This window comes from Streptomyces sp. NPDC093225 (genome assembly GCF_044753805.1).
Classification (GTDB): Bacteria; Actinomycetota; Actinomycetes; order Streptomycetales; family Streptomycetaceae; genus Streptomyces.
The window spans coordinates 16300-35124 of record NZ_JBIVNX010000018.1 but is presented as its reverse complement, the minus strand read 5'-3'; the positions used below and the strand labels follow the sequence as shown (position 1 = coordinate 35124).

10 protein-coding genes are annotated in these 18825 nt (G+C 72.6%); 5 read left to right on the top strand and 5 right to left on the bottom strand.

The window, feature by feature from the left end; genetic code table 11:
* Nucleotides 1-155 precede the first annotated feature (155 nt).
* Nucleotides 156-3773, top strand: a complete 3618-nt coding sequence (locus ACIQCH_RS18345; RefSeq protein WP_402582004.1) for a CDP-glycerol glycerophosphotransferase family protein — start codon at nucleotides 156-158, stop codon at nucleotides 3771-3773.
* Nucleotides 3774-4142: 369 nt separating this feature from the next.
* On the opposite strand, the gene ACIQCH_RS18340 is transcribed toward ACIQCH_RS18345, so the two are convergent.
* A complete protein-coding gene (locus tag ACIQCH_RS18340) occupies nucleotides 4143-4781 on the bottom strand; it encodes a TetR/AcrR family transcriptional regulator (RefSeq protein ID WP_402582002.1) in 639 nt (212 codons plus the stop codon).
* Between the two features lie 141 nt (nucleotides 4782-4922).
* On the opposite strand from ACIQCH_RS18340, the gene ACIQCH_RS18335 reads away from it, so the two are divergent.
* Nucleotides 4923-5870, top strand: coding sequence for an ABC transporter permease (locus ACIQCH_RS18335; protein ID WP_402582000.1), 948 nt, complete (start codon nucleotides 4923-4925; stop codon nucleotides 5868-5870).
* The gene (locus tag ACIQCH_RS18330; protein ID WP_402581998.1) at nucleotides 5863-6633 is read left to right on the top strand and encodes an ABC transporter ATP-binding protein; all 771 of its coding nucleotides are present in this window, start codon (nucleotides 5863-5865) and stop codon (nucleotides 6631-6633) included. The genes ACIQCH_RS18335 and ACIQCH_RS18330 overlap by 8 nt, the downstream gene beginning before the upstream one ends.
* A gap of 123 nt (nucleotides 6634-6756) precedes the next feature.
* On the opposite strand, the gene ACIQCH_RS18325 is transcribed toward ACIQCH_RS18330, so the two are convergent.
* The 3 genes from ACIQCH_RS18325 to ACIQCH_RS18315 all read right to left on the bottom strand — a co-directional run bounded on the left by ACIQCH_RS18325 (nucleotide 6757) and on the right by ACIQCH_RS18315 (nucleotide 13428).
* Nucleotides 6757-11733 carry an NAD-glutamate dehydrogenase gene (locus tag ACIQCH_RS18325; RefSeq protein ID WP_402581996.1) on the bottom strand — a complete coding sequence of 1659 codons (4977 nt, stop codon included), beginning with the start codon at nucleotides 11731-11733 and terminating at the stop codon, nucleotides 6757-6759.
* Nucleotides 11734-12091: 358 nt separating this feature from the next.
* Nucleotides 12092-12754 (bottom strand): HAD family hydrolase, encoded by a 663-nt coding sequence (locus ACIQCH_RS18320; RefSeq protein WP_402581994.1) that lies wholly within the window; start codon nucleotides 12752-12754, stop codon nucleotides 12092-12094.
* A gap of 173 nt (nucleotides 12755-12927) precedes the next feature.
* The gene (locus ACIQCH_RS18315; protein ID WP_402581992.1) at nucleotides 12928-13428 is read right to left on the bottom strand and encodes a DUF6912 family protein; all 501 of its coding nucleotides are present in this window, start codon (nucleotides 13426-13428) and stop codon (nucleotides 12928-12930) included.
* 286 nt (nucleotides 13429-13714) lie between these two features.
* Between ACIQCH_RS18315 and ACIQCH_RS18310 the strand changes: the two genes are divergently transcribed.
* Nucleotides 13715-14275 (top strand): Rv3235 family protein, encoded by a 561-nt coding sequence (locus ACIQCH_RS18310; RefSeq protein WP_402581991.1) that lies wholly within the window; start codon nucleotides 13715-13717, stop codon nucleotides 14273-14275.
* A 790-nt stretch (nucleotides 14276-15065) separates the two neighbouring features.
* Here ACIQCH_RS18310 and secA read toward each other — a convergent pair.
* Nucleotides 15066-17867, bottom strand: a complete 2802-nt coding sequence (secA, locus tag ACIQCH_RS18305) for a preprotein translocase subunit SecA (RefSeq protein ID WP_402581989.1) — start codon at nucleotides 17865-17867, stop codon at nucleotides 15066-15068.
* 239 nt (nucleotides 17868-18106) lie between these two features.
* Here secA and ACIQCH_RS18300 point away from each other — a divergent pair, with 239 nt between their 5' ends.
* Nucleotides 18107-18781, top strand: coding sequence for a GNAT family N-acetyltransferase (locus tag ACIQCH_RS18300; protein ID WP_402581987.1), 675 nt, complete (start codon nucleotides 18107-18109; stop codon nucleotides 18779-18781).
* Nucleotides 18782-18825: the final 44 nt, after the last annotated feature.

The following is an 18825-nucleotide window of genomic DNA, read 5'->3' as shown; positions in this document are numbered from 1 at the left end:
GGCCCAGCCGGGAGCGCCGGCGGGGTGTTCCCGCTGCCCCGTTCGGCCCAGTTCGGGTGACTCCCGCCCTCCGGACGGGTTGAGGTTGCGCGAGAACCGTAACCTTCGCCACCTTCGACATATTTCTGCACCCTTCGTCCCGGAAGGCAGCCCCTGTGAAGCCCCGCCTGAGCGTTGTCATCCCCGTCCACGACGTGGCCCCGTACCTGCTCGCGTGCCTGCGGTCGGTGGCGGGGCAGACGGAGCCCTCGCTGGAGGCGGTGCTGGTCGACGACGGGTCGACGGACGAGAGCGGGCAGATCGCGCGCCGGTTCGCCAACCGCGACAGCCGCTTCCGGTACGTCCGCCAGCCCGACGCGGGGCTGGCCGCGGCCCGCAACACCGGCGTCCGGCACACCACGCCCGGGGTCCCGTACCTGACCTTCGTCGACAGCGACGACCTGGTCGCCCCGGACGCGTACGAGCGGATGCTGGCGAGCCTGGACCGGACCGGCTCGGACTTCGCGACCGGCAACGTGTGGCGGATGCGCGGCCGCGAGTGCGAGCAGTCCTGGCAGTACCAGTGGCTGCGCGACGACCTGGAGGCCACCCACATCACCCGGCAGTGGGAGCTGCTCACGGACCGCTGGGCCTGGAACAAGGTGTTCCGCAGATCGTTCTGGGACCGGCACGCCCTCGCCTTCCCCGAGGGCCGGCTGTACGAGGACGCCCCGGTGACGATCCCGGCCCACTTCCTGGCGGACTCCGTCGACGTGCTCCAGGGGCACGTGTACTACTGGCGGGTCCGGGAGGGCTCGCTCGCGCACCGGGGCACGGACGTGGCGGGGGTGCGGGACCGGATCACGGCCTGCGAGGAGATCAGCGAGTTCCTGGCCCGTTCGGAGGCCGCCACCGCCGCCGGCGCCGACGTCCCGCGCCCCGGGTCCGTGCCCCGCCATCCGCTCGCCGGCCCGTTCGGGCGCACGTACGTACGGCCGTACGGGCGGTCCTCCATGGAGGCCCTCGCCCGCCCCCGCACCGCGCCCACCGGCTCCACCGGCCACCAGCGCACGTACGACGCCTCCTGCCTGCGCGACGACTTCATGCGGTTCCTGCGCCGGCTCCCCGAGGGCAGCCCCGAGTACCGCGACACCCTGCTGGCGGGCACGGCCGCCTTCCTGGACCGGGCGGGCCCGGACATCACCGACGGGCTGCCGGTGGACCTGCGCGCCCAGTACCAGCTGGTGCGCGAGGGCCGGGTGCCCGAGCTGCTCGACCTCATCGCCGAGGGCCCGGTCTTCGACGTGCGCCGCCACCACGCCGTCTTCCCCGGCGTGCCGCTGCCCACCGCCACGACCCGGCTGCGCGGTGCCACCGACCTGCCCGTGGTGGCCCGGCTGCTGTCCGCCACGTGGCTGCCCGAGGGCCGGCTGCGACTCACCGGCTACGCGTACATCCGCAACCTCGGCGCGGCCGCCCCACGGCTCCCGCTGCGCACCGGCGTGCTGCGCTCGGGCCGGCGGCTGCGCCTGGTGCCCACCCGCAGCACGGTGGCGGCGGAGGCCACCGAGCAGTCCGGGCAGAGCCGCCACAACTACGACGGCTCCGGCTTCGCCATGACCGTCGACCCGCACGCGCTGCGCACCGGCGACTGGCACATCGGCGTGGTCAGCGGGCTGCGCCGGGCGGCCGTCCGGGCCCTGGACCCGGGCCAGGCCCAGCCGCTGGTCTTCGACCGCGGCCTGGGCACCCGGGTCACGCTGGACTTCTCCGACGGCCGGGCGGTGCTGCGGGTCCGCCCGTACGCGGGCCTGGTCACCGGCCACGAGCTGCGCCCGGACGGCCGGTTGGCACTGTTCGGCACGCTCTTCGCGCCCGCCGCCGGCCCGCAGGCCCCGGCCCAGCTGCGCGTCGGCCGGCCGGGCGGGGAGGCCGTGGTGGTGCCCGTGGCGGTGGACGGCGCGTCCTTCACCGCGCTGCTCGACCCGGCCCTGCTGTACGACGCCCCGCCCGGCCCCGCCCGCCGGCCGGAGGCGCTGCCGGCCCCGGACGGCGAGGTGTGGACGGCCGAGCTGGTGCGCGAGGACGGCAACCCGGCCGAACTGGCCGCCTCGCCCGCACTGACGCCGGGACGCTACCCGCTGTGCGTGCTGACGGACCCGTACGGGCGGCTCACCCTGGAGGTCACGGAGCGGCCCCTGCTCGACTCCGTCGCCTGGGACCAGCACACGGGCACCCTGACCCTGGCCGGCACCTGCCCGCCCGCCGTGACGGCCGCCGAGCTGGTGCTGCGGCACACGGCACTCCACGAGGAACTGCTGGTGCCGCTGGCCCCGGTGCGCGGCAGGTTCACCGCGTCCCTCGCGCCGGGCGGCGGGCCCACGGGCCGCACGGCGGGAGCGAGGAGGGCCGCAGCCTCCGGCGCCCCCGCCCGCACCGCCCCCGGCGGCCTGCGCGAGGGCGAGTGGACGGCGTACCTGCGCGAGCCCAGCGGCACCGAACACCGGCTGCGCATGCTCGCCACCACCGCACAGGAACTGCCGCTGCACTTCACCGTCGGCGTGCGGGAGTTCACGGTCGGCCGACGGCACGGCGACCGGCTCCACCTCACCGCCGGTTCGCTGCTGCCGCGCGCCGAGCGGGGCCCGTACCGCCAGCGCATCCTGCAGACCGCCCACTACCCCGCGCACCGCTCCCGGCCGCTGCACGACGCGGTGCTGTACGCGGAGTCGCCCGCGGCCCGCGCCGTCCACGCCGAACTGCTGCGCCGCGGCACCGAGGTGGAACACCTGTGGATCACCCACGACCAGCGCCTGGACCCGCCGCCGTCGGCCACGCCCGTCGAACTGCACAGCGGCGCCTGGTACGAGGCGCTGGCCCGGTCCCGCCGGATCGTGACGGCCGCGGACCTGCCCGACTGGTTCGAGAAGCGGGCCGAGCAGACCGTCGTACGGGTCTGGCAGGGCACCCCGGTCAAACGGGTGGGCGCCGACCTGACGGGCGGGCTCTACGCCGACCACCGCAGGCTGGAGGCCCTGCCCCGGCTGGCCCGCCAGTGGTCGGTGCTGGTCTCGCCGAGCCGGTTCGCCACCGGGGTGCTGCGCCGGGCGCTCGGCCACGCCGGCGAGGTGCTGGAGGCCGGCTCCCCGCACAACGACCTGCTGCTGGCCCCCGACCGCGAGAAGGCCGCGGACGAACTGCGCCGCGCGCTGGACCTGCCGACCGGAGCCACGGTCGTGCTGTACGCCCCCACGTTCCGCGACCACCTGGCGCACGGCGAGGCCGGCACGCCCACCGCGGCGGAGGGCCCGTTCGGCTTCGACCCGAGCCGCCACCTGGACCTCCCGGAGCTCGAACGGTCCCTGGGTGCCGACCACGTCGTCCTGGTGCGCCGACACCCCCTGGCCACCGGACCGGCACTGCCGCGCACCCCGTTCCTGCGGGACGTCTCCTGGCTCCCCGACCCGGCGGCACTGCTCCTGGTGGCCGACGTGCTGGTCACCGACTACTCGTCCCTGATGTGCGACTTCACGCTCACGGGACGGCCCGTCCTGCTGCACACCCCGGACCTGGAGGACTACCGCGACCGGGTGCGCGGCCTGAGCCTCGACCTGGAACGCCAGGCCCCGGGCCCGCTGCTCCGCACCACCCCCGAACTGTGCGCGGCCCTGCGCGAGGCGCCCGCGGTCCGCGCCCGCCACGCGGACGCCTACGCCTCCTTCCGCGCCGCGTACTGCGACCTCGACGACGGCCATGCGGCCGCCCGCGTGGCGGACCGACTCCTGGCTCCGTGAGCCCCCCAGCCCGCTCAGCCCCCTGAGCCCCGGACCACTGCCCGTGCCCGTGCCGGTGCCCGAACCGAGCGAAGCCCCCGCAGGCCGCCCCGTGGTGTGCGGGGGAGGCGCTTGACTGCCCATGGCAGGCTGGTCCGGAGGCAGGCCTGGGCCGGAGGTGGCCGAAGGCCAGGCGAAGCCCCGAAGCCTCCGGGGTGGGCCTGCCGCAGGGCCTGCAGGCCATGGGCGGTCAAGCGCCGAGGGGACCCGCACACCACGGGGCGGCCCCGCGAAGCGAGCCCACCCCGACGCAGATGACCCCACCCCGACGCCGGCGAAATCGCGCCCGTTCCGGCCAGCGCCCCTCGTGACACCCGGGCTGGGGCCGCGTCACGCCCCGGGGACGGCCCCCAGCCCCGCCACCACCGCGCACGCGAGTTCGTCGAGGTAGCGCGGGGGCAGGTCCTCCCGGATCACCACGAGCCGCCAGTACAGCGGTCCGATCACCAGGTCCAGCGCCCGAGCCGGCTCGGTCCCCTCGGGGAGTTCACCCCGCTCGACGGCGGCCCGTACGACGTCCGCCGCGATGCCCTCCTGGCCCTGCGTCAGCACCCCGCGCACCGCCTCGGCGATCTCCGGATTGCGGGCGGACTCCACCAGCAGGTCCGGGATCACCTGGGAGGCGACCGGGTGGCGCAGCAGCTGGGCCATGACCTCGAGCAGCGCCCGTACGTCGCCCTGGAGCGAGCCCGTGTCCGGCGCGGGCAGCCCCTGGGCGGCGAACGCCGAGACGAGGTCGAGGACGAGGTGCAGCTTGGAGCGCCAGCGGCGGTAGACGGCCGTCTTGCCGACGCCGGCCCGACGGGCGATCGCCTCGATGGACATCTTCGAGAACCCGACCGAGGCCAGTTCCTCGAAGACGGCGGCCCGGATCGCCTCGGTGACGTCCTCGCGCAGGACGGCCGCTCCGGCGGGCGCGCGGCGGGCGGACTGCGGGGCGGCGGGCTCGGTCGTCATGCGAACGAGCATAGCGGGGGCTTTCGTCACGACGATACGGTTGCGTCCCGACGTAAGACCGCCCTACCCTCCACGTAGCGACGATACGGACCCGTCCCATCGTTCATCCGCCAGCCGCACCACCCCAGCCGACCGTCGAAAGCGACCTCCTCCGTGAGCCTGACGACCGCGCCACCACCCCCCTCCGCCCCGCCCGGCCACACCCGGGTGCGACTGCCGAGGAAGCCCCCCTCCCCCGAAGCCGCCCGGCTGGCCGCCGCGCACGGGCTGCGCGTCAGCGGCGAGCGCCCGGGCCTGTCCGCGTACGCCCGCCAGCTGTGGGGGCGCCGCCAGTTCATCGCCGCCTTCGCCACGGCCCGGATGAACGCCACGTACAGCACCGCCCGGCTCGGCCAGGTCTGGCACCTGATGACGCCGCTGCTCAACGCCGCCGTCTACTACCTGATCTTCGGCGTCGTCCTGAACACCCGGCAGCACACCCCCCAGTTCATCCCGTACCTGGTCACCGGCGTGTTCGTGTGGGACTTCTTCTCCAGTGCCCTCAACTCCGGCACCCGCGCGGTCTCCGGCAACCTGGGCCTCGTACGGGCCCTGCAGTTCCCCCGCGCCGCCCTGCCCGTCTCGACCGTCGTGCAGCTGTTCCAGCAGCTGCTGGTCACCATGGGCGCACTGGTCCTCATCCTGCTCGCCTTCGGCCAGCCGCCCCGGCCGTCCTGGCTCCTCGCCCTGCCCGCGCTGCTGCTGCTCGCGGTCTTCTGCGCGGGCTGCGCCCTGGTCATGGCCCGGATCGGCAGCCGGAACCCGGACGTCTCGCAGCTGATGCCGTTCGTGCTGCGCACGTGGATGTACGCCTCCGGCGTGATGTGGAACATCAGCCACACCCTCCAGGAGCACCACGCGCCGCAGGCGGTCGTGCTCGCCTTCCAGTGGAACCCCGCGGCCCTCTTCATCGACCTCATGCGTTTCGCCCTGCTGGACAGCTTCCACGCCGGCCAGCTGCCCCACCACGCCTGGGCCCTCGCCGTCGGCTGGGCCGTGCTTGCGGGCGTCGGCGGCTTCGTCTACTTCTGGAAGGCGGAGGAGGAATACGGCCGTGGCTGACACTCGCGTCCCCACCGTGATCGCCGACGACGTGCACGTCGTCTACAAGGTGCAGGGAGCCGGCGGCGGCCGCGGCAGCGCCACCTCCGCCCTCAGCCGGATCGTCACCCGCCGCGAGCGGCCGGGCGTGCGCGAGGTGCACGCCGTCAAGGGCGTCAGCTTCGTCGCGTACAAGGGCGAGGCGATCGGCCTGATCGGTTCGAACGGCTCCGGGAAGTCCACCCTCCTCAAGGCCATCGCGGGCCTGCTGCCGACCGCCGCGGGCCGGATCTACACCGACGGCCAGCCCTCCCTCCTCGGCGTGAACGCGGCCCTGATGAACGACCTGACCGGCGAGCGCAACGTCATGCTCGGCGGCCTGGCCATGGGGATGACCAAGCAGCAGATCCAGGAGCGCTACCAGGAGATCGTCGACTTCTCCGGCATCAACGAGAAGGGCGACTTCATCTCCCTCCCGATGCGCACGTACTCCTCGGGCATGGCGGCCCGACTGCGCTTCTCCATCGCCGCGGCCAAGAGCCACGAGGTGCTGATGATCGACGAGGCGCTGGCCACCGGCGACGCCCGCTTCCAGCGCCGCAGCCAGCAGCGCATCGAGGAACTGCGCAAGGAGGCCGGCACGGTCTTCCTGGTCAGCCACGGCATCGGCACCATCCGCGAGACCTGCGACCGGGCGATCTGGCTGGAGTCGGGGGTGCTGCGCATGGACGGCCCGACCAAGGAGGTCTGCGACGCGTACGAGGCCTTCACGCGCAAGAAGTAGCGACAACCGGCACCAGCACCAGCACCAGCACCAGCACCAGCACCAGCACCAGCACCCCACAACACCAAGGGCCCCCGGACCGAAACGGTCCGGGGGCCCTCGCGCCGTTCAGCGACCGAGCGACTAGCTGTGCGTCCGCAGCAGCGTCCGCATCGTCCGCATCGCGACCGACAGGTTCGCCAGGTCGAAGTCGTCCGACCCGTGGATCTCCTCCAGCGTGGTGCGCGCCCGGCCGATGATCGCCGCGTTCTGCTCCTCCCAGGCCTTGAACCGGTCCTCGGGGGTCGAGCTGCCGTTGCCCACCGACAGGACGTCGGCCGTGAGCCCGGCGTGCGCGGCGAACAGGTCCTCGCGGATGGAGGCGCGGGCCATGGACTGCCAGCGGTCGGCCCGCGGCAGCTCGATGATCCGGTCCATCAGCTGGGTGATGTTCAGCCGGTCGGCGAGGTCGTAGTACACCTCGGCGACGTCCAGCACGTCCTTGCCCACGCGGTCGGCGATCGCGACGATGTCGAGCGTCGGGAAGGCCGAGGAGAAGCCGGCGACCTTGACCGCCAGCTCGTCCGGCACGCCCGCCTCGGTCAGCTCGTCGAGGACCAGCTGGTACCACTCCAGGTCCGCGCCGCGCACCAGCTTGGGCAGCTCCGCCCAGACGGTGGAGACCCGCTCGCGGAAGAACTCGATGGTCTCGGTCACCTGGAGCGGCTGCGGCCGGTTGTTCAGCAGCCAGCGGGTGCCGCGCTCGACCAGGCGGCGCGAGTGCAGCCGGATCCGGGTCAGGACGTCGGCCGCGACCTGGTTGTCCAGGCCCTCGACGGCGTCCCACACGTCGGCCATGTCGAAGATCTCGCGGGCCGCGAGCTGCGCCCGGACGATCTCCTCCAGGGAGGCACCGCTCTCCTCGCGCAGGCGGTGCAGGAAGGTCGAGCCACCGGTGTTGATGGTGTCGTTGACCAGCACCGTGGTGATGATCTCCCGGCGCAGCGCGTGGCCCTCGATCTGCTCGGGGAACCGCTCGCCCAGGGCCTGCGGGAAGTACGCGAACAGCAGGCGGCGCAGGTACGGGTCGTCCGGCAGATCGGTGTGGATCAGCTCGTCCGCCGCCGTGATCTTCGTGTAGGCGAGGAGCACGGCCAGCTCGGGCTGGGTCAGCCCCTTGCCGTTGCCCAGCAGCTCGCGGATCTGCCGGTCCGCGGGCAGGAACTCCAGCGCACGGTCCAGCCGGCCCTCGCGCGACAGCCGGCGCATGAAGCGCTGCTGGGCGTGGAGCAGGCTGGGGGCCTGGGCGCTGCCGTTGCCCAGGGCGGTGTTCTGCGCGTAGTTGTTGCGCAGCACCAGGCGGCCGACCTCGTCGGTCATCTCCGCGAGCAGCTTGTTGCGCTGCTTGACGGTCATGTCGCCGTCCGCGACCACCGCGTTCAGCAGGATCTTGATGTTCACCTCGTGGTCCGAGGTGTCCACGCCGGCGCTGTTGTCGATGGCGTCGGTGTTGACCTTGCCGCCGGTGCGGGCGAACTCGATGCGGCCGAGCTGGGTCAGGCCCAGGTTGCCGCCCTCGCCGACGACCTTGACGCGCAGGTCGGCGCCGTTGACGCGGATGGCGTCGTTGGCCTTGTCGCCGACGTCCGCGTGGGACTCGGTGCTGGCCTTGACGTACGTACCGATGCCGCCGTTCCACAGCAGGTCCACGGGGGACGCCAGGATCGTCTGCATCAGCTCGGCCGGGGTCATCTTGGTGACGCCCGCCTCGATCCCGAGGGCCTCGCGCACGTGCGCGTTGATCGGGATGGACTTCGCGCTGCGCGGGTGGATGCCGCCGCCCGCGGACAGCAGCTCCGTGTCGTAGTCCGCCCACGAGGAGCGCGGCAGATCGAAGAGGCGGCGGCGCTCGGCGTACGAGACGGCCGCGTCCGGGGTCGGGTCGAGGAAGATGTGCCGGTGGTCGAAGGCGGCGACCAGGCGGATGTGCTCGGAGAGCAGCATGCCGTTGCCGAACACGTCACCGGACATGTCGCCGACGCCGACGACGGTGAAGTCCTCGGTCTGGGTGTCGTGGCCCAGCTCGCGGAAGTGCCGCTTGACCGACTCCCAGGCGCCGCGGGCGGTGATGCCCATGCCCTTGTGGTCGTAGCCGGCGGAGCCGCCGGAGGCGAACGCGTCGCCCAGCCAGAAGCCGTACGCCTCGGCCACGCCGTTGGCGATGTCGGAGAAGGTCGCGGTGCCCTTGTCGGCGGCGACGACGAGGTAGGTGTCGTCCTCGTCGTGGCGGACGACGTCCTTCGGGGGCACGACCTCGCCGGCGATCATGTTGTCGGTGATGTCGAGCAGCGCCGAGATGAAGATCTTGTACGAGGCGATGCCCTCGGCCAGCCACGCGTCGCGGTCCACCGACGGGTCCGGCAGGTTCTTCGCGACGAAGCCGCCCTTGGCGCCGACCGGCACGATGACGGTGTTCTTGACCATCTGCGCCTTGACCAGGCCGAGGATCTCCGTACGGAAGTCCTCGCGGCGGTCGGACCAGCGCAGGCCACCGCGGGCGACCTTGCCGAAGCGCAGGTGGACGCCCTCGACGCGCGGCGAGTACACCCAGATCTCGAACGCCGGGCGCGGGGCCGGCAGGTCCGGGATGGCCTGCGGGTCGAACTTCATCGAGACGTAGGAGTGCGGCTGCCCGGCCGCGTCCGTCTGCCCCCTCTTCCCGATCCCGTCGCTGGCGTTCTGGAAGAAGTTGGTGCGCAGGGTCGCCTTGATGAGGGTGAGGAAGGAGCGCAGGATGCGGTCCTCGTCGAGCGAGGCGACCTGGTCCAGGGCCCCGTCCAGCTCCTCCAGCATGGCGTCGATCAGCTCGGTGCCCGCGGCCTGGCGGCCGGGGGACATCCGGGCCTCGAAGAGCGAGACCAGCAGCCGGGTGGTGTGGACGTTGTTGCGGAGGGTGTCCTCCATGTAGTCCTGGCTGAAGGTGGAGCCGGCCTGGCGCAGGTACTTGGCGTACGCGCGCAGGACGACGGCCTGCCGCCAGGTCAGCCCGGCGCTCAGCACGAGGCTGTTGAAGCCGTCGTTCTCCGCCTCGCCCATCCAGACCGCGGCGAAGGCCTCCTGGAAGCGCTCGCGGGCGTCCTCGCCGAGGTCGCCGTTGCCGCCCACGGCGGGCATCCGCAGACCGAAGTCGTAGATCCACGCCTGGGTGCGGTCGGCGCAGCGCAGCTCGTACGGGCGCTCGTCGGTGACCTCGACGCCGAGGCGCTGGAGGACCGGCAGGACCGCGGACAGGGAGACCTGCTCGCCGCGGCGGTAGATCTTGAAGCGGCGCTCGCCGGCACCGGCGTGGACCGGCTCGTACAGGGAGAGCGCGAAGCCGCGGTCGGTGGCCTTGAGCCGCTCCAGGTGGACCAGGTCGGCGACGGCGGCGCGCGGCGAGTGGTCGCCCTTGTAGCCCTGGGAGAAGGCGTCGCCGTAGCAGCGCATCAGCTCGGCGGCGCGCTCCTCGCCCAGCTCGTTGACCAGCGCCTCCTGGAAGCCGTCGGCCCAGGAGCGGGCCGCCTCGACCAGGCGGGCCTCGACGCGCTCGGCGTCGGCGTCGGTGAGGTCGGGCAGCACGGTGCCCTGCGGGACGCGGACGACGAAGTGGATCCGGGAGAGGACCGACTCGGTGTTCCAGGCCGTGAAGTCGACGCTGGAGCCGTTCAGCTCCTCCTTGAGGATGTCCATCAGGCGCAGCCGGACGCCGGTGGTGAACCGGTCGCGCGGCAGGTACACGAGGGCCGAGTAGTAGCGGCCGTACTCGTCCTGGCGCAGGTACAGCCGCAGTCGGCGGCGCTCCTGCAGGTACAGGACGGAGGTGACGATCTCGCGGAGCTTGTCGACCGGGGTCTGGAACAGCTCGTCGCGCGGGTAGGTCTCCAGGATCTGCAGCAGGTCGCGGCCGTCGTGGCTGGACGGCGCGAAGCCGGCCAGCTCCAGGACCTCGGCGACCTTGCGGCGGATGACGGGCACGCGGCGCACCGACTCGGTGTACGCGGCCGAGGAGAACAGGCCCAGGAAGCGGCGCTCGCCGACGACGTTGCCCTCGGCGTCGAACTTCTTGACGCCGACGTAGTCCAGGTAGCTCGGGCGGTGCACGGTGGCGCGGCTGTTGGCCTTGGTCAGCACCAGCAGGCGGTGCTCGCGGGCCTTGGCGCGGGCGTCGGCGGGCAGCCGGTTGAAGGACGGCGAGACCGGGTGGCCGTCCTCCTTGCCGTGGTGCGGGTCGGCGCGCAGGATGCCGAGGCCGGTGCCGGGGACGGCGGCCAGCGAGTCGCCGTCGACCAGGTTGTACTCGCGGTAGCCGAGGAAGGTGAAGTGGTCGTCGGCGAGCCAGCGCAGCAGCTCGCGGGCCTCTTCGACCTCGTACTGCTGCAGGTCGGTGGCGACGTGCTCCTCGGGCAGGCCGTCGGCGATGCGCAGCGCGGCGTCGCGCATCTTCTCCCAGTCCTCGACGGCCTCGCGGACGTCGGACAGGACGCGCAGCAGGTCGGCGGTGATCTGCTTGAGGTCGGCCTTGTCGGTCTCGCGGTCGGTCTCGACGTGGATCCACGACTCGACGAGCGCGTCGTGCGGGCGGGCGGTCTTCGGGCCGTGCGCGTCGCAGTCCGGGCCGAGGATCTCGATGAGCTTGCCGGTGACGTCGCGGCGGACGACGACCTGCGGGTGGATCACGACGTGGATGCCGCGGCCCTGGCGGGAGAGCTCGTTGGTGACGGAGTCCACGAGGAAGGGCATGTCGTCCGTGACGACCTCGACGACCGAGTGGCTGGAGGTCCAGCCGTTCTCCTCGACCGTGGGGGTCTGCACGCGGACGCTCGCGGTGCCCTGGGGGCGGTTCTCGGCGAGCCGGTAGTGCGAAAGGGCGGCACCGAAGACGTCGACCGGGTCCCGGTCCAGCAGGTCCTCGGGTGCGGTGTGCAGGTAGTAACGCTGGAGGTACGAGAGCAAGGTGCCCTCGTCGGGCCGCTCCCTCTGCTCGGACCCAGTCGGAAGTGTCCCCCCGGCCGGGCTGTTCTCAGCGACCCGGGCGGCCCGTGCGAGCAGCTCGGCCTTTGCTTCGTCCAGCTTGGTCTGCATGTCCTCTGGCTCCTGTCGCGCGCCGTTGCGTGACGTAAGGGAAGAAGGGTGTGGCGCAGCGCCGCGACACGGGATGTCCGGCCCCGTTCGACGCTATGCCGTGGGAAAGGGCGACCGGAAAGGAATCAGCCAAGATCGGCGAGGGCTTCCGGCAGCGGGAATCAGCGACTGCCCGGACGCGTCGGCGTGCCGGGCGCAGGCCGGGGGCTGCGCTGCCCCCGATGGATATCGCGCTGATCACGGGTCCTAGGCTATCTCGCCTTCCCCCCACCGCGTCATGAGCTGCATGTGTACAAAACCCTGGCGGTAACTTTGACACTCTGGACAGCGACGGCGGGCGGAGTGCCCCTCGAGCTCGCTATTGAGCCAGTTCAGCGGCGGTGGCCACGGCCTCCGCGAGGGTGTCGACCACGGGGACGCCCACCCTTTCCAGACTGGCTCGACTGTGCGAGCCTCCGGTGTAGAGCACCGCGCGGGCACCCACGTGCGCGGCGGCCGCGGCGTCGTCGGCCGCGTCGCCGATGACGACCGTACGGGCCGCCTCGACGCCGTCGAGGGCGGCGAGGTGGCGCACGAGGTGGCCGGCCTTGCTGGTGTGCGAGGGGCCGGTGCGGCCGTCCACGCGCAGGAAGTACCGGTCGATGCGGTGGGTACGGACCAGGGGGACGAGCCGCTCGTGCGGCGCGAGGGACAGCAGGGACTGCGTCAGCCCCGCCTCCTGCCAGCCGGCCAGCAGCTCACGGGCTCCGTCGGTGAGGCCCACGTGCTCGGCGAAGATCCAGTAGTGCCGGTGGAAGACGTCGTCCATGACGAGCCACTCGGCGTCGGTGGGCATGCGGCCCATCAGGCGCTCGTAGAACTTCGGCACGGGCACGCAGTACAGCTCGCGGTAGCGCTCCAGCGTGATCGACTCCAGCCCGAGCTCGGCGAACGAGGCGTTCGTCGCGTCGATGACTGCGTGGATGTCGTGCAGCAGCGTGCCGTTCCAGTCCCACACGATGTGCGGTGCGTGCGTCCCCATGCCTCCGACGGTACCCGTCCCGTACGGACGTGACGGTCAGGGGGGCGGGGCCGGGACCTGGGCCGGGACCTGGATCGGGACCTGGATCGGGGCGCGGCCGGGACCCGGCCGGGGATGATTCGTCCCCGGCCCGCGTCATCGTCCCCGGTGCCGGTCCCCGGTCCTCGTCCCGGTCACTGCACCAGGTTGGGGATCTCCTGCACGCCGAACCACAGCAGCTCGTGGTCCTCGGCGCCGTCGACGGTGAACTGGGCGTCGTCGTCACCGTGGTCGGCGGCGCCCAGGGCGTCCGCGGCGGCCGCGATGTCCGCCACCGCGTCGTCGGCGTCGACGTGCACGGCCGCGGCCCGCTTGAGCGCGACGGCGCCGGCGACCCGCACCTCGCCCAGGGTGGCCTCGTCCATGCCCGGCACGGTGCTGGCGGCCTTGTCCTCCACGTCCACGGCCACCACCACCCGGCGGCGGGCGGCCCCCGGGTCACCGGCGAGCATCCGCAGCGAGGCGGCCGCGGCGCGGCTGAGGGCCGCGTACTCCAGCTCCTCGATGTCGTCCGAGACGTACCACTCGCGCAGCGACGGGGTCACGGCGTACGCGAGCAGCGGGGCGGGGCCGAGCTCGCCCGCCGCGTGCACCTCGGCGAGACCGGGAAGGGTCAGGGGGACGTACACGCGCATGGCCGCCGCTTTCGGTAGTCGTCGTCGCCGTTCGGGCGCCCTCAGGATACGTGCGGCCGTCCCCCTTCGTGGTGCGGACCCCGGCCTTGCGGCCGTCCACTTCCGTCCCCTCCGGAACGGGTCTGACCAGCCGCTACACGGTCGCGGTCACACGGATAGGTGAACCCGGCGGGGGCCCGCCGGGCCGCCCCGACCGCGTTGCGGGGGACGTCGTCGGCCCGTAGAAGATCCCCGACCAAGTTACTGCCCGGTACTCACGGCCGGGCCCGGCGGACGGGGACAGCGCATGGCGACGGACGGGACCAGGCCGGCTGGACGGGGACGGCAGACGGGGGCGGACCCGACCCGGCCCGGCGGACGGGGGTCCCGGGCGGGGACGGACCCGACCCGCCCGGGCGGGCGGCACGACCAGCGGCGGCCGCGCGATCCGCGGGTGCCGCGGCAGGGGACGCCGCCGGCACCCGTGGCCGTGGGCGGCCCCGCCCGGTCGGCCGTCCTGCCCTCCACGGGGGCCGCGGTGCGCGGCGTACGGCCGCACGACTGGTTCGCGGAGCGGCTGCTCGCGGTGTTGAGCGGGCAGCGACCGGTGCACTGGATGCTCGGGCACACCGTCGCCCCGGCCTACGACCAGCTGATCGACCTCGCTCCGGGGGCGCCGCTACGGCCGGCGTCCCGCGTCCGGCCGCGGGTCAGCCGGTGCGACTGGCGGGCGCCGGTGCCGGGGGTCCTCGAGGCCTTCGCCCGCATCGCGGCCGGTGACCGCGTCACCGCCATGGCCTTCCGCCTCGAGCGCGGCCCCGACCACCGGTGGCGCTGCGCGGCGGTGGAAATCGGCCCCCGCCCCTGACCCACCCCGGTCCCGGCCCGCGCGGCCCTGGAGTTGCCCCCAGCGACCGCGGACGTCGCTCCGCCGGGCTCCGCCCGGAAGACCCTGGCGCTGCGCGCCGCGTGCGCGCAAACGCCGCGCGGGCTGGAGGTGCCCCGCACCGGGCTCCGCTCGGAAGACCCAGGCGCTGCGCGCCAGGTGTGCTCGAACGCCGCGCGGGCTGGAGGTGCCGGTCCCGGCGATTCCAGCCTCGCCGGCGTTTGAGGCGCGGGGTCCGGGGCGGAGCCCCAGGGGGTGCGGGCGGTGCCGGCCCGGGGCCCGTCCCGCCCGGGTGCGGGCCCCCAGCCCGCCCGGCGATCGAGGGCAACGGGGGCCGGGGCGGAGGCCCGGGAAACGGTGAAAGGGCGGGTAGGGGACCGGCCCCGCAGGGCAGCGGCCCGCCGCCGACGCGACGGCAGCGAGCCCACGAGGCCCGCCACGGGCGCCACGGGCCGACGGGGCGACCGCACGGCGGCCCGAACCACACCGCGACGGCGAGACGGCACTGTACGGGTCCGCACGACCTCGCACGGCCCCCCACCGCCGTACGGGTCGCACGGCCCGCCACAGCCCCGCGCCGGCGCCAGCGGACCGACCCGAGCCGGCCCGGCCACCCCGCGGAGGCGCCACCGGCGCCACCCCACCCAGGCCCCCACCCCGGCGATCGGGGCGCGCCCCGGAAGCCCCCGGAAGCCCCCGGGAGCCCCCGGACGCAGCCGGGGCCGGTACCAAGCGGTACCGGCCCCGACCCGACTCACACGGCGTGCGTGAGTTACTTCTTGCGGCGACGCCCGCCCGCGGCCTTCGCCGCCTTGCGCCGCTCCGCCCGCGTCAGCCCGTCACCGTCGCCCAGGCCCGCGCCGCCGTCCTCGAAGTCGCCCTCGACGACGCCGCCCTCACCATCCACGGTCGGGGCGGAGAAGTGCAGCCGGTCCGGCCGCTGCGGCGCGTCCAGGCCCTTGGCGCGGATCTCCGGGCGCGAGTCCTGCGCCGGCACGGCGTCGGCCATGGCCGTGTCCGACACCGGCACCTCCTCGACCTGCTGCTCGACCTGGACCTCCAGGTTGAACAGGTAGCCGACGGACTCCTCCTTGATGCCGTCCATCATGGCGTTGAACATGTCGAAGCCCTCGCGCTGGTACTCGACCAGCGGGTCCTTCTGCGCCATGGCGCGGAGGCCGATGCCCTCCTGCAGGTAGTCCATCTCGTACAGGTGCTCGCGCCACTTGCGGTCCAGCACCGACAGGACGACCCGGCGCTCCAGCTCGCGCATGATGTCGGAGCCGAGCTGCTTCTCGCGGGCTGCGTACTGCTCGTAGATGTCGTCCTTGACGGACTCGGCGATGAACTCGGAGGTGATGCCGTCCCGGCCGCCCGCGGCGTCCTCCAGCTCCTCCACCGTCACCTTGATCGGGTAGAGCTGCTTGAAGGCGCCCCACAGGCGCTCCAGGTCCCACTCCTCCGCGAAGCCCTCGACCGTCTCGGCCGCGATGTACGCGTCGATGGTGTCGTCCATGAAGAAGCGCACCTGCTCGTGCAGGTCCTCGCCCTCCAGGACGCGGCGGCGCTCACCGTAGATGACCTCGCGCTGGCTGTTGAGCACCTCGTCGTACTTCAGGACGTTCTTGCGCGTCTCGAAGTTCTGGGTCTCGACCTGCGACTGGGCCGACGCGATCGCGCGCGTCACCATCTTGTTCTCGATCGGCACGTCGTCCGGCACGTTGGCCATGGCCATGACGCGCTCGACCATCTGGGCCTTGAACAGGCGCATCAGGTCGTCGCCCAGTGAGAGGTAGAAGCGGGACTCGCCCGGGTCGCCCTGACGGCCGGAGCGGCCGCGCAGCTGGTTGTCGATGCGGCGCGACTCGTGGCGCTCGGTGCCGAGAACGTACAGGCCGCCGAGCGACTTGACCTCCTCGAACTCCGCCTTCACGGCCTCCTCGGCCTTCTGGAGCGCCGAGGGCAGGGCGTGCGCCCACTCCTCGATGTGCTCCTCCGGGTCGAGGCCGCGCTGGCGCAGCTCGGCCTCGGCGAGGTCGTCCGGGTTGCCGCCGAGCTTGATGTCGGTACCGCGGCCGGCCATGTTCGTGGCGACCGTGACCGCGCCGCGGCGACCGGCCTGGGCGACGATCGTGGCCTCGCGCTCGTGCTGCTTGGCGTTGAGGACCTCGTGCGGGATGCCGCGCTTGGCGAGCTGCTGCGAGAGGTACTCGGACTTCTCGACCGAGGTGGTGCCGACCAGGATCGGCTGGCCCTTCTCGTGCTTCTCCGCGATGTCGTCGACGACGGCCGCGAACTTGGCCACCTCGGTGCGGTAGATCAGGTCGGGCTGGTCCTTGCGCTGCATCGGCCGGTTCGTCGGGATCGGCACGACGCCCAGCTTGTAGATCTGGTGGAACTCAGCGGCCTCGGTCATGGCCGTACCGGTCATGCCGGACAGCTTGGCGTAGAGGCGGAAGAAGTTCTGCAGGGTGATCGTGGCGAGGGTCTGGTTCTCGTCCTTGATGTCCACCCCTTCCTTCGCCTCGATCGCCTGGTGCATGCCCTCGTTGTAGCGGCGGCCGGCGAGGATACGGCCGGTGTGCTCGTCGACGATCATGACCTCGCCGTCGATGACGACGTAGTCCTTGTCCTTCTTGAACAGTTCCTTCGCCTTGATGGCGTTGTTCAGGTAACCGACGAGCGGCGTGTTGACCGACTCGTACAGGTTGTCGATGCCCAGCCAGTCCTCGACCTTGGCGACACCGGACTCGTGGATGCCGACGGTGCGCTTCTTCTCGTCGACCTCGTAGTCGCCGGTCTCCTCGATGCCCTTGAGCGGGTTGCCCGGCTCACCCTTGGTCAGGCGGGTCACGAGCTTGGCGAAGTCGCCGTACCACTTCGTGGCCTGGTCGGCCGGACCCGAGATGATCAGCGGCGTACGGGCCTCGTCGACCAGGATGGAGTCGACCTCGTCGACCACGGCGAAGTTGTGGCCGCGCTGCACCAGCTCCTCGCGCGACCACGCCATGTTGTCGCGGAGGTAGTCGAAGCCGAACTCGTTGTTGGTGCCGTAGGTGATGTCGCAGCTGTACTGCTCGCGGCGCTCGGCCGGCGACATGTTCGCCAGGATGCAGCCGATGCTCAGGCCCAGGAACTTGTGGACGCGGCCCATCATCTCGGAGTCGCGCTCGGCCAGGTAGTCGTTCACCGTGATCAGGTGGACGCCCTTGCCGGACAGCGCGTTGAGGTACGCCGGGAGCGTGCCGACGAGCGTCTTGCCCTCACCGGTCTTCATCTCGGCCACGTAGCCGAGGTGCAGCGCGGCGCCGCCCATGATCTGCACGTCGTAGTGGCGCTGGCCGAGGACGCGCTTGGCCGCCTCACGGACGGTCGCGAACGCCTCGGGGAGCAGGTCGTCGAGGCTCTCGCCGTTCGCGTACCGCTCCTTGTACTCCTCCGTGAGGGCCTTCAACTCGGCGTCGGAGAGGTTGACGAAGTCCTCTTCGATGGAGTTGACCTGGTCCGCGATGCGGTGCAGTTTGCGCAGGATCTTGCCTTCGCCTGCACGCATGAGCTTGGTGAGGACGGACACTGAGGCTGGTCTCCTTGCCGGTCGGGCCTGGGCACTGGTTCGTACACGGGCACGGCAGGTGGGCCCCACCGCAACGGCCATCGTAAGCGAGGACGTGGTCGCGCCGGGAGGTCCGCCATCGCCGCAGAGCAGCGGGCGCCCGGAATGAGAACGTACGGGGGACCCGGAAGGTGCCGGTCTCCCCCCATCTCCCCCGAAAACTGTTCGTCGACCTCCCCCGACGACCGGATAATCCGTTCATGGAACCGACCGCCCTGACCACCGAGCGCCTCGTCCTGCGCCCGCACGTGCCCTCCGACGTCCCCGAGACCCACGCGGCCTGCCAGGACCCGGAGATCCAGCGTTGGATCCCGGTGCCCGTCCCGTACGAGGAGAAGGACGCGGTCGAGTACGTCACGCAGAACGCGCCCGCCCGGTGGCAGGAGGGCTCCGAGTACAACTTCGCGGTGCGGCTGCGCGGCGCCGGTGCGGAGGGCGCCGAAGGCACCGAAGGGCCCCTGGTCGCCACCCTCGGCATCCACCCCCACGGCGAGTTCTCGTACGAGATCGGCTTCTGGGCCGTCGCCGGCCACCGCGGCCGGGGCTACACCACCGAGGCCGTGCTGGCCCTGGCCCGCTGGGCCTTCACCGAACTCGGCTGCGACCGCCTCATCTGGCGCGCCGGCATCGGCAACACCGCCTCCCGTGCCGTGGCCGAGAAGGTCGGCTTCACGGTCGAGGGCGTCCAGCGCTCCGGCATGGAGCACCGCGGCACCCTGCGCGACTGCTGGCTCGGCTCCCTGCTCCCCTCCGACATGGGGCTGCCGTCCAGGATGCCGTACCTGCCGACGCCCGAGCGGGCCGCCGCACCCGCCGCGCCCACCGCCCCCGCGGCATCGACCACGACCGCCGCGACCCCCACGACCGCCGCGTAGTCGCAGGTCAGCACCGTTGTCAGTGGCCGGCCGTAGGGTGCGGC